Origin of the sequence: Stenotrophomonas sp. (assembly GCF_050737075.1) — a bacterium.
Taxonomy (GTDB): Bacteria; Pseudomonadota; Gammaproteobacteria; order Xanthomonadales; family Xanthomonadaceae; genus Stenotrophomonas.
This window is the reverse complement of record NZ_JBOHXV010000126.1, coordinates 1-11,373: the sequence shown is the minus strand read 5'-3', so window position 1 is coordinate 11,373 and position 11,373 is coordinate 1. Positions and strand designations below refer to the sequence as shown.

Here is an 11,373-nt window from a genome sequence, read left to right as displayed (position 1 = left end):
GCGTCCTAGAGCGGTCGAGAACTCGCCGACAGAACTGCTGAGTGCACCCACCGCAGTGGAGTTGTTGCCGGTTGAGGCCGCATCTGTGCCCAAAGCAGTGGACGTGCCACCGGCAGCAGTGGCGCCGTCACCACACGCAAAGGCGCTGCCGCCACTTGCAACGGGGGCGGTGCCGCCGGTCTGATCGCAGACCGACTGGGCAAAGGCCGGCGAACTGCCGAGCGCGATGGCCAGCGCAAAGCCCAACCGGGCGAGTGCGGGCACACGGGACGTGGCCACGCGGGCCGCAGAAACGGACGAATGCAGGGAACGAGCCATGATCGAGGTCCTCGATGACGGTTCGCGCTGGGGCGCTGTGCGTGCCAGGCGACCGAGAGAATCCCCCGATTCCCCGCCGGGCCGGACCTGAAGCCCCCGTACCCTGCGTGTGTGGCGACCCTAGTCGCTGGTTTGTCACGGCGCAGTGAAGATTTGCAGGCGCCGGCGCAGGGCGAACCGCTGCGCCGCTGAACGTGGGCGTCAGCCGGCCAGTTCGGCCTGGTCGCGCTCGATGCCGTACTTGCGCAGTTTCTCCACCAGCGTGGTGCGGCGCAGGCCCAGCAGCTGGGCTGCATGGGCCACCACGCCCTGGGTGCGTTCGAGCGCTTCGTTGATCAGGGTCAGCTCGATGCTGGCCATGTGGTTGCGCAGATCCAGGCCGGCATCGGGCAGGGCCGGCGCGCGTTCGGTGCTGCCGGCGTCGCCTTCCTGGCGGGTGCCATTGCCCGCGCCCGGGGTGTGGAACGAGAAGCTGCGCAGGTCCAGGCGCTCGTCGGCGGGCGCGGCCGGTGCCGCGACGGCCACCGGTGCGGTTGCCGCGAAATCACCGCGATAGCGGGCCGGCAGGTCCTGCACGCGCACATTGCCGGACGGGTGCAGCACGGCCAGGCGCTCGACCAGGTTGGTCAGTTCGCGCACGTTGCCGGGCCACTCGTAGCTGGCCAGTGCCTGCAGCGCTTCGGCGCTGAAACGCACTTCGCCGCGCCCGGTGCGGGCCAGCTGCCCGGCAATGGTGCCCACCAGCGCGGGCAGGTCTTCGCTGCGCTCGCGCAATGCCGGCACGTCGATGGGGAACACGTTGAGGCGGTAGAACAGATCCTCGCGGAACTTGCCGTCGGCGATGCGCGATTCGAGGTCGCGATGGGTCGCGGCGATCACGCGCACGTTGCAGCGGATGGTCTGGTTGCCACCCACGCGCTCGAAGCTGCGTTCCTGCAGCACGCGCAGCAGCTTGACCTGCATCGGCAGGCTCATGTCGCCGATTTCATCCAGCAGCAGGGTGCCGCCTTCGGCCATTTCGAAACGGCCCTTGCGGGCGCTCAACGCACCGGTAAACGCGCCTTTTTCGTGACCGAACAGCTCGCTTTCGAGAAGGTCAGCCGGGATCGCGCCGCAGTTGATGGCCACGAACGGCCCATCGCGGCGCGGCGAACGCTGGTGGATGGAGCGCGACACTACTTCCTTGCCGGTGCCGGACTCACCCAGCACCAGCACGGTGGTATCGAACGCGGCCACCTGCTCGATCATCAGGCGCAGCGCGGTCACCGCGGCACCATCGCCGGTCGGACCCTGCTCCTGCACGGCACCGGCCTGGTGCTCGGCATCCAGCCGCTTCAGGCTGGCGCGGCGCAGCAGGCCCTCCATCTGCGCGTGGCGCAGCGGGGCCTCCAGCGGCCATACGTTGGCTTCGTGCAGGCCATGGCGCTGGGCAAAGGCGGCCGGTTCGCCGTCAATCAGCATGACCGGCGGCGGCAGCGCGCCCTGGCCGGCCCAGGCGAACAGCGCTTCGCTGCGCGCGCCCGGCTCCAGGCCGCCGATGATGACGGCCATCCAGTCGGTGGCGCGGTGGCGTGCGGTGTCGAAGTCGGCCGCGTCGGCGACCCAGCGCGGGTTGAAGTCCATGAACTCCAGCAGGGCGACGGTGCGCTCGGCGCGCACGGCGTCGTTGTCCAGCACCAGGATGCGTGACTCGCTCATGGCGTGGCCTCCTTCAAGCCCTCCAGGATCGGCATGACCTCCTGGATGTAGGACAGCTTGCTGACGAAGTTGTCGGCACCCGCACGCAGGGCATGCTCGCGGTGCTCGACGTCGTCGAAGTGGCTGGCGATGACGATGTAGGGCGCGTCGTCCTGCGACTTGATCAGGCGGGTGGCCTGCAGGCCGCCCATCTCCGGCATGGCCAGGTCCATCAGCACCACCTGCGGGCGCAGCGACTCGGAGCGCTCGATGGCCTCCAGGCCATTGGCGGCGCTGCCGATCACGTCCAGCCAGTCGACCTTGCGGAAGTGGCGCATGGCGGCGTTGATGAAGCCCTCGTGGTCATCGACCAGCAGGACGGTGAGCTTGTTCATGTCTTCCACTTCCTTCAGCCCACCCGGGCAAGTTGCGCCGGGCGTGCGTTGATGCGACGGCGCTCGCGCGCCGGGGCGATATCCAGCTGTTCGCGGTATTTTGCTACGGTTCGGCGGGCAATATTCACGCCCTGACGTGACAGAAGTCCCGCAATGGCCTCATCGGCCAGTGGCCGGGCGGCCGGTTCGGCGTCGATCAGGCGGCGGACCATGGCCTTCACGGCCTGGCCGGAGACGCTGGCGCCTTCCAGGCGCACGGCGAAGAAGTGCTTCAGCTCCAGGGTCCCGCGCGGGGTCTGCAGGTACTTGCCGGTGGTGATGCGCGAGACCGTGGACTCGTGCATGCCGATGGCATCGGCCACTTCCTTCAGGGTCAGCGGCGCCATGGCCTCTTCACCGCGGGTCAGGAAGCCGGCCTGGCGTTCGATGATCACCCGGGTGGTGCGCAGCAGGGTGTCATAGCGCATGGACAGGCCACGGGTGAGCCAGCGGGCCTCCTGCAGCATGTCGCGCAGCGGCTGGGCGCTGTCGCCGGCTTCGCCCAGGGCGTGTTCATAGCTGGGGTTGATGCTGAGCCGGCGGCTGGTGGCCGGGTTCAGCGCGACCCGCCACTGGTTGTCGGCGTGCCAGGCGATCACATCGGGAATGACCACGCCGGTGTTGCCGGGCAGCAGGCTTTCACCCGGGCGCGGCTGCAGCGACAGGATCAGCCGCACCGCTTCGTGGATGTCGGCGACCTCGGCGTCCAGCTGCTGGGCCAGGGCGTTGTAGTCGTGCGCGGCCAGGTGCTCCAGGCCCTGGTCCAGCACGCGCTGGGCCAGGTGGCGGGCCGGCACGCGGCCATGCAGGGCACGCAGCTGCACCGACAGGCATTCGTGCAGGTCGCGGGCGGCCAGGCCGGCCGGGTCGCCGTGCAGGATCTGCTGGCGCACGGCCTCCACGCCGGCGGCGTCGACATCGCAGTGGGCGCTGGCGAGCAGGGTCAGCTGATCAAGCGGCGCGTCCAGGTAGCCAGCGTCGTCGCAATGCTCCAGCCAGAAGGCGGCCACGGCCAGTTCGCGATCGCCCAGCTCCAGCGACAGGCGCTGCAGGGCGCGCAGCTGGGGGTCGCTGGATTCGTCGGCGGCCACCCGCTGCAGGCGGTCGTCGTCGCCGTCGTGCCAGCTGGCGCCGGCCACGTCCCACATGGCGGTTTCAGGGAGTTCGTCGAAGGCGGCGACTTCCACGGTGGTGCCGGCGTCGCTGGTTTCAGCGGCGGCCTGCTCGGGGGCTTCTTCCAGCTCCAGCAGCGGATTGGTCTCCAGCGCGCGGCGGATCTCCAGCTCCAGCTGCATGCCGTCGAGCTGCAACAGGCGGATCGACTGCAGCAACTGCGGCGTGAGGTGCAGCTGCTGACCCAGCTGGGTCGACATCATCGGCTTCATGCGTTTTCCCCGTCGCACCGACTCCCCGGTGCGTTATGGAACACATCTTGCTTGTGATCCCATGACGGCGAAATCGGGGGGTTCCCTAGTGGGGTCGTCAGGTTCCTGACAGCTTGTGGGTATATCCCCTACAGCGGTTCAGTTATTTGACGCTGGGTGCGGCTGGAACCGTGTGTTTCCGGTGCTGGCGTGCCTTGCTGCGATTCAAAATACTGACAGCAGGGCGGCTGGCGGGTCGAGCTGCGTCGGGGAAATGACGTGTTGTTCCGTTGAGCTGCGCAGCGGGGCAGAGCCCCGCTCTACGCCTGACGGCGCGCGGTCCCGGTTTATTCCAGCTCGTGCTGGTGGCGCGCGGCCAGCAGCAGCAGGTCGTTGGCGCGGCGGCAGCCCAGGGACTCCATCATGCGCGCCCGGTGGGTCTCCACGGTCTTGACGCTGATGCCCAGGTCGGCGGCGATTTCCTTGTTGCTTTCGCCCTTGCCGATCTGGCGCAGGATCTCGCGCTGGCGGGGCGACAGGGCGGCAATGCCGACCGGCTTCTCGCGCCCCAGCATGGGCGCCAGCATCTTGGCCGAGATCTGCGGGCTGAGGAACACCTGGCCGGCATGGGCGGCGCGCAGCGCCAGTTCCAGCTCCTGCGGGGCGGCGTCCTTGACCACGAATCCCACTGCGCCGCGGTCGAGTGCATCGCGCACGTGCACCGCGTCATCGTGCATGGTCATCATCACGATCCGGGTGCCGGGGGCGCGCAGCAGGATGTCGCTCAACGCTTCCAGGCCGGTGCGGCCCGGCAGGGAGAGGTCCATCAGGATGACGTCGGGCGAGTGCAGGATGGCCATCTGCAGGGCCTGCTCGGCATTGCTGGCCTCTGCGGCGACGTCCACGTCGGCAAAGCCCTGGAGCAGGCGACTGAGGCCGGCGCGGACCAGGGTGTGATCGTCGACGATGAGAACGCGCACGGGTAAGGGCACATGTGAAGACAGGAAGTTCTTCACATTAACCGAGCGCAGGCCTTAATTAAAGACCGCGCCGCCGCGCATCCGCAATCTGCCGCCGGTGCAACCGGAACAGGTGCCGTTCCAGCGCCATCTCCAGCGCGTCGCTCATGGGCTCGAAGCGCAGCCACAGGAAGCACGAGCCCGACCCGGTGGCCGCTTCGGCCAGCACGGCGACCGGCAGGTCGATATGGTCGGGCAGCCAGTCGCAGGGCTGCACGCGGATGACCCCCAGGCTGCCGGCGGCCGCGCCGGTGCGGGTGCCCAGTTCCAGGCGGATGCCACGGCGGGACCAGCGCAGCGGGCGCAGGTCGAGGTCCTGGGTGCTCTGCCGGACCAGCCGGCCCAGCAGCACCATGGTCAGGTCCAGCTTGGCTTCCAGGCGTTGCAGCTGGGTGCTGCTCTCGCCGCGGTCGTCGTGGCCGTCGTCGCCCCGCGAATCTTCGACCAGGGCCACGCTGCGCAGCAGGGTTTCGGCACTGCCCGGGCGGATGACGGCGCTGCCCAGGCGGAATTCAGCGGGCAGGGCGACCTCGCAGCTCAGCGTTTCATCGAACAGCTCACTTTCGGCCGGATGATGGATGTCGCTGGGGCGGAGGTCGCTCATGTCAGGGATTCTGCCCGGAGGTAGGCGAGGGACGCGCGAACGGCGCGTCGGTCGGCGGTGAGGTGGGTGGCCGCCTCGTCGCGGCGCGCGGCCATGCGGATGCTGACCTGCTGCTGGCGGGCGATGAGCCCACGCAGGGAGCCGGCGTCGATGCGCGCATCATGCTCGTCCAGGTAGGCACGCACCTGCTCATCGTAGGCATCCATGAGCCGCTGGGTGAGGTCGTGGTCTTCCCCCTCGACGGCGCGCGACAGCTCGTCCAGCGCGTCGTGCAGGGGCTGCAGTACGTCGGTGGCGAGGGCGGCGTGCATCAGGCGCCTGCCGCAGCGGGCTGGCGCTGGTCGTGGGGAATGGCATTCCATGCCGCGTCGATCTCGGTGAGCAGCTGCAGGGATTCCTGCAGGGCGGCACCATCATTGTGCAGGTTGGCGTCGGTCAGGCGCTGCATGACGTAGTCGTACAGGGCCGAGAGGTTGCCGGCGATATCGCCGCCCGCCTCGTGGTCGAGCGAGCCGTTGAGGTGGCCGACGATGGCGCAGGCCTCGCCGATCGCCTTGCCCTTGCGGGCCTGGTCGTTACGCTCGAGGCAGGCTTCGGCCAGGCGGATGCGCTCGCACGCACCGGCCAGCAGCATGGCCACCAGTTTGTGCGGGTCGGCGTCGTTGACGGCGCTGGAAACGCCGACCTTGCGGTACTGTTCTGCGTACTGACGGCTGGAACCGTACATTCGAAATCTCTCCTCTGGGCCAGCCCGCGCCACAGGGACAAGTGGTGGGTGCTGCCATGAATATCGGCGCTACGGTGTGGAAACTTGAGCGTTGCGGTGCGGCCGGCTCAGCTGCTGGATTTTTTGGCCAGGGCCTGGGTGAGGCCGTCGCTGGTGGTCTGCATCTGGCTGACCATGGTTTCCATTGCGGTGAACTGTTTGGTGTAACGATCGGAGACCTTGTCCATGCGCGCGTCGAGCGCGTCGAGACGGCTTTCGAGGTCCTTGATCTGCTTGTTGAGGGAGTTGGTGCGCTGGGTGAGCGTGCCGGTCTCTTTGTCCAGGTTGCTCTTGATGAGGGTGTCCATGGACTTGCCGATGGCGCCGTCCTTGCCGAACAGTTTGGCGACGGCGTCGGGATCCTTGCCGATGGCGGTTTCCATTTTGCCGGAGTCAAGGGTAAGACTGCCGTCGGCGGCCATGGTGACGCCCATGTCCTTGAGACCGTTGATGTTGCTGCTGAACTGGCTGCGCATCTGCTGCTGCAGGCCACGCACCATGGCATCGCCGGTGAGGGCGGAGGCGGTCTTGCTGGTGGCGTTGTAGGCGCTGGTGGACTTGAGCGCGCTGTTCATGGCGTTGTAGGCGGCGACGAAGGCGGCCATGTCGGTTTTGACGGCGGTATTGTCGCGGGTGATGGTGAGGGTCTGGGTCTTGCCCGCCTCGGTGCCTGCCTTGGTCAGGGTCAGGTTCACGCCCGGCACGATGTCGCTGATGGTGTTGGAGCTGGAGGTGCGGGTGAAGCCATCGACGACGACGACGGCATCTTTGGGGTCGACGGTCTGGGTCATGCCGGAACCGGCGGTACCATCGTAGGTGAGGGCGTCGAGGCCGCCGTTGCCGCCGGAGGCGGTAATTTTGACGGCACCGGCAAGGCCGCTGTCGATGGCGCTGAGCATGAGATGCTGGCCATCGTCGGCGGTGATGACGCTGGCGCTGACGACTTTGCCGCCGGCAGCCTTGTTGATGGCGGCGGCGATGTCGGTGAGTTTGCTGTCGGCGTTGACGGTGACTTCAAGGGTTTTGTCGCCATAGGCGATGGTCAGTTTGCCGTCGCCGACGACGGCATCCTTGGCGAAGGCGCCGGAACTGAGCTTCTGGCCCTGTGCCAGGGATTTGACTTCCACCTGGTGGGTACCGGCGGTGGCGGACGGTGCGCCTTCGCTGGTGTCGATGGAGGCGGTGAAGTTGGAATCGGTGATGGTGCTGGTCTTGAACGACGGTTTGTCGGCGTTCTTGATGAGGCTGGCCAGGGTGGTCTGCAGGTTGGTCATGCCGCTGGTCAGGGTAGCCAGGGCCGACAATTTGGCGCTGGCGGCGGTGCCGGCGGAATTGATCTGGTTGGCCTGGGGTTCGCGTTCCTTGGCGACCAGCTGGGCCACGAGGGAGGGAATATCGAGGCCGGTACCAATGGTGCCAATCGCCATGTCTGCAGTCCTGTTTTGAAAAGTGGGCACGCCGCCTGCGCTTCCTGCAGGTGATATCGGCCCGGAACGGGGAGGCTTGAGCGCCACCGCCAACCGGCGGGCGCGCTGATGCCAGAGCAGGTGCAAGAGCCGTGCCAGAGCGAGAGCCAAAGCCAAAGCCAAAGCCAAAGCCTTGGTTTGCGGATGTCTCGGGCTTGGGCCGGCGGCGGTGGGGTTGCGGGGGACGCCGTAAACCCATCCTTGGGGGCTTAGTCGCCGCATCCATGCGGCTCATACCCCCGCAACCCCACCGCCGCCGACCCTTTGACAGTTGGCCGGTGGCCGTTGAAGAAGCAGAAGCAGCCGGGCAAAGCCCGGCTCTACGGCGGATTGCGCTGGATTCGAATGGGCACGTAACGATGCGGGCCATTGGACCGCTCTAAATCTCAATGGGCGCATAACGGTTCGTAGAGACACGCCGCGCCGCGTGACCGGCGGGCGCCATTTCGATGAGCGCGTCGCCACGCGCCCGGGACGAACCGCATCTACGGGGCATGATTCTGTTGCGTGTCGACCGCGCGAAGCGCGGCACAAGCGTCCGAAACCGATACATCACCGCTGCTCATCATTCGTCCGGCGTTTAGACCTGCCGAAGCCGCCCGTCAGGCGTTCATGACCCCGGAACGAAGATCAACGGCAATCTCCTGAAATAGATCAAACGCCGTAACCGCTAAAACCAACCAAACACCCTATCGACCATCCGTCCGGCGTTAATTCCCAAACAACCCATCCCCCACGCAACAAAAGACCCCATCCCACAGCCAACAAAAAACCCCGCTTTCGCGGGGTTTTCCGTAACACACCCGCCGCAGGCATCAACCCTGCAGCAGGCTCATGACGCTCGACGGCGACTGGTTGGCCTGGGCCAGCATCGCGGTGCCGGCCTGCTGCAGGATCTGCGTGCGGGTCAGTTCGGCGGTTTCCTTGGCGTAGTCGGTGTCGCGGATACGGCTGCGCGAGGCCGACAGGTTTTCGGAGGTGGTGTTGAGGTTGGCAATGGTGGAGGTGAAGCGGTTCTGGATGGCACCCATGTCGGCGCGCGAGCTGTTGACCGAGGTCAGCGCCTTGTCGACGATCGACAGGGCCTGCTGCGCACCGGCGACGGAGGAGATGTCCAGGTCGCTGGCGAACTTGTTGGCCAGTGCGGCGCCGGCAGCAGCGGTGGTGGCGGTGTAGGCGGCCGGGGCGGTGGCGCCACCGGTGTAGGTGCCGGCGGTCAGGCCGATGGCGTTGAAGGTGCCGGTGGCGCTGACGCTGTTCTGCACGGAGGTCAGGTTGACCTTGCCGGCGGCGCCATCGACGGAGGCGTACACGCCGGTCTGGTCCATCTTTTCGTTGATGGCGGCAGTCACGGCGGCGACGGTGGCCTTCTGGGTGGCGGCCGAGTCGACGCCTGCCTTCACGTTGATGTCGGACAGGGTGTAGGACTTGCCGTCAGCGCCGGTGATGGCCATGCCGGTGATCTTGACGTCGGCGTTGGCTGCCGCAGCGACGGCACCCACGGTGAAGCTGTTGCTGTCGAACTTGGCGCCGCCCAGTGCGTTGGCGCTGGCGTTGACGATGCTGTTGATGCCGATGGTCTGGCCCGAATCGGCGCCGACCTGGAACAGGGCGCCGGAGAACGAACCGTCCAGCAGCTTGGTGCCGTTGAAGTTGGTCTGGCGCGAAACGCGGTCGATTTCCGAGGTCAGCTGCTTGACTTCGGCGTTCAGGGCGTCACGGTCGCTGTCGGAGTTGGTGGCGTTGGCCGACTGCACGGACAGTTCACGGATACGCTGCAGGTTGTTGCCGATTTCGACCATGGCGCCTTCGGCGGTCTGGGCGAGCGAGATGCCGTCGTTGGCGTTGCGCACGGCAACGTCCAGGCCACGGATCTGGGTGCTGAAGCGCTCGGAGATGGCGAGGCCGGCGGCGTCGTCCTTGGCGCTGTTGATGCGCAGGCCCGAGGACAGGCGCTGGATGGTGGTGGCCAGGCTGGAGCCGCTGGTCGAGAGGTTGCGCTGGGCGTTCAGCGACATCACGTTGGTATTGATGACTTGTGCCATTTTCTTGCTCCTGGTGGCGATGATGTCGCCGGGTGGTAGAGGTGTTTTTCCCGTGTGGGAACGCCAAGCGATGTGGAACTGTCGCGGCTGAAATCAATAACGACCCAATGTCAAGAAGCTTTAATCAATCGGCCGTAAAAATCGCTGAATCCGTCACGTTTCCATCAACGAAAAAACCCCGCTTTCGCGGGGTTTTTCGTTACACCACCCGCGCGGGAATCAACCCTGCAGCAGGCTCATGACGCTCGACGGCGACTGGTTGGCCTGGGCCAGCATCGCGGTACCGGCCTGCTGCAGGATCTGCGTGCGGGTCAGTTCGGCGGTTTCCTTGGCGTAGTCGGTGTCGCGGATACGGCTGCGCGAGGCCGACAGGTTTTCGGAGGTGGTGTTGAGGTTGGCGATGGTGGAGGTGAAGCGGTTCTGGATGGCACCCATGTCGGCGCGCGAGGAGTTGACGGAGGTCAGCGCCTTGTCGACGATCGAGAGGGCCTGCTGCGCACCGGCGACGGAGGAGATGTCCAGGTCGCTGGCGAACTTGGTGGCCAGGGCAGCGCCGGCGACGGCGGTGGTCGGGGTGGCCGGGGTCGGAGCGGTGATGCCGGTCCAGGTGCCCGCGGTGACGGTGATGGCGTTGAAGGTGCCGGTGTCGGAGACGCTGTTCTTGACGGAGGTCAGGTCGATCTTGCCGGCGGTGGCGTTGACGGTGGCGTAGACGCCGGCCTGGTCCATTTTTTCGTTGATGGCGGCGGCAACGGCGGCGGTGGCGGCTTTCTGGGTGGCGGCGGCGTCGACGCCGGCCTTCACGGAGATGTCCGAGAGGGTGTAGGCGGTGCCGTCGGCGCCCTTGATGGTCATGCCCTTGATGGTGACGTCGCCGTTGGTGCCCGGCACGCCGATGTCCAGGGTGCTGGTGTCGAACTTGGCGCCGCCCAGTGCGCTGGCGCTGGCGTTGACGATGCTGTTGATGCCGATGGTCTGGCCCGAGTCGGCGCCGACCTGGAACAGGGCGCCGGAGAAGGAGCCGTCCAGCAGCTTGGTGCCGTTGAAGTTGGTCTGGCGGGAGACGCGGTCGATTTCGGAGGTCAGCTGCTTGACTTCGGCGTTCAGGGCTTCACGATCGCTGTCGGAGTTGGTCGCGTTGGACGACTGCACGGACAGTTCACGGATACGCTGCAGGTTGTTGCCGATTTCGACCATGGCGCCTTCGGCGGTCTGGGCGAGGGAGATGCCGTCGTTGGCGTTGCGCACGGCAACGTCGAGGCCACGGATCTGGGTGCTGAAGCGCTCGGAGATGGCGAGGCCGGCGGCGTCGTCCTTGGCGCTGTTGATGCGCAGGCCCGAGGACAGGCGCTGAATGGTGGTAGCCAGGCTGGAACCGCTGGTCGACAGATTACGCTGCGCGTTCAGCGACATCACATTGGTGTTGATGACTTGTGCCATTTCCGTGCTCCTGGATGATGCGGATTCAGTGGGCGCCTCGCGGGGGAGGCGGTGGGCGATGTGCCCTGGTTGAATTCATTAACGACCAGATGTCAACAACCTTTAATCGATAGACGAATTATTTCTGTTGGAGCCGGAGCCGGAGCCGGAGCCTTGGTCTGCGAATGTCTCTGGCTTGGGCCGGCGGCGGTGGGTTGGCGGGACACGCCGTAAACCCATCCTTGGGGGCTTGTAGAAAAC

At 66.5% G+C, this 11,373-nt stretch carries 10 protein-coding genes and 1 pseudogene; all 11 read right to left on the bottom strand.

The window, feature by feature from the left end; genetic code table 11:
• Positions 1-318: pseudogene (locus tag ACREPD_RS20350) on the bottom strand (hypothetical protein); the annotation flags it as partial.
• Between the two features lie 201 nt (positions 319-519).
• Positions 520-2,016, bottom strand: coding sequence for a sigma-54 dependent transcriptional regulator (locus tag ACREPD_RS20345; protein ID WP_431600989.1), 1,497 nt, complete (start codon positions 2,014-2,016; stop codon positions 520-522).
• Positions 2,013-2,390 carry a response regulator gene (locus tag ACREPD_RS20340; protein ID WP_421571166.1) on the bottom strand — a complete coding sequence of 126 codons (378 nt, stop codon included), beginning with the start codon at positions 2,388-2,390 and terminating at the stop codon, positions 2,013-2,015. Before ACREPD_RS20340 ends, ACREPD_RS20345 begins: the two co-directional genes overlap by 4 nt.
• A 14-nt stretch (positions 2,391-2,404) precedes the next feature.
• Complete coding sequence (gene rpoN, locus ACREPD_RS20335) at positions 2,405-3,814, bottom strand: RNA polymerase factor sigma-54 (protein WP_431600988.1); 1,410 nt, start codon at positions 3,812-3,814, stop codon at positions 2,405-2,407.
• Between the two features lie 326 nt (positions 3,815-4,140).
• A complete protein-coding gene (locus tag ACREPD_RS20330; protein ID WP_431600987.1) occupies positions 4,141-4,773 on the bottom strand; it encodes a response regulator in 633 nt (210 codons plus the stop codon).
• Positions 4,774-4,831: 58 nt separating this feature from the next.
• The gene (locus tag ACREPD_RS20325; RefSeq protein ID WP_431600986.1) at positions 4,832-5,416 is read right to left on the bottom strand and encodes a PilZ domain-containing protein; all 585 of its coding nucleotides are present in this window, start codon (positions 5,414-5,416) and stop codon (positions 4,832-4,834) included.
• Positions 5,413-5,727 carry a hypothetical protein gene (locus ACREPD_RS20320; RefSeq protein WP_313349026.1) on the bottom strand — a complete coding sequence of 105 codons (315 nt, stop codon included), beginning with the start codon at positions 5,725-5,727 and terminating at the stop codon, positions 5,413-5,415. Before ACREPD_RS20320 ends, ACREPD_RS20325 begins: the two co-directional genes overlap by 4 nt.
• Positions 5,727-6,143, bottom strand: a complete 417-nt coding sequence (fliS, locus tag ACREPD_RS20315; RefSeq protein ID WP_421571170.1) for a flagellar export chaperone FliS — start codon at positions 6,141-6,143, stop codon at positions 5,727-5,729. The genes ACREPD_RS20320 and fliS overlap by 1 nt, the downstream gene beginning before the upstream one ends.
• 107 nt (positions 6,144-6,250) lie before the next feature.
• On the bottom strand, positions 6,251-7,609 hold the full coding sequence (gene fliD, locus ACREPD_RS20310) for a flagellar filament capping protein FliD (protein WP_431600990.1): 1,359 nt from the start codon (positions 7,607-7,609) through the stop codon (positions 6,251-6,253).
• Positions 7,610-8,463: 854 nt separating this feature from the next.
• The gene (locus ACREPD_RS20305; RefSeq protein ID WP_431600985.1) at positions 8,464-9,693 is read right to left on the bottom strand and encodes a flagellin; all 1,230 of its coding nucleotides are present in this window, start codon (positions 9,691-9,693) and stop codon (positions 8,464-8,466) included.
• A 219-nt stretch (positions 9,694-9,912) separates the two neighbouring features.
• Positions 9,913-11,133, bottom strand: a complete 1,221-nt coding sequence (locus tag ACREPD_RS20300) for a flagellin (RefSeq protein ID WP_431600984.1) — start codon at positions 11,131-11,133, stop codon at positions 9,913-9,915.
• Between the last annotated feature and the right edge of the window lie 240 nt (positions 11,134-11,373).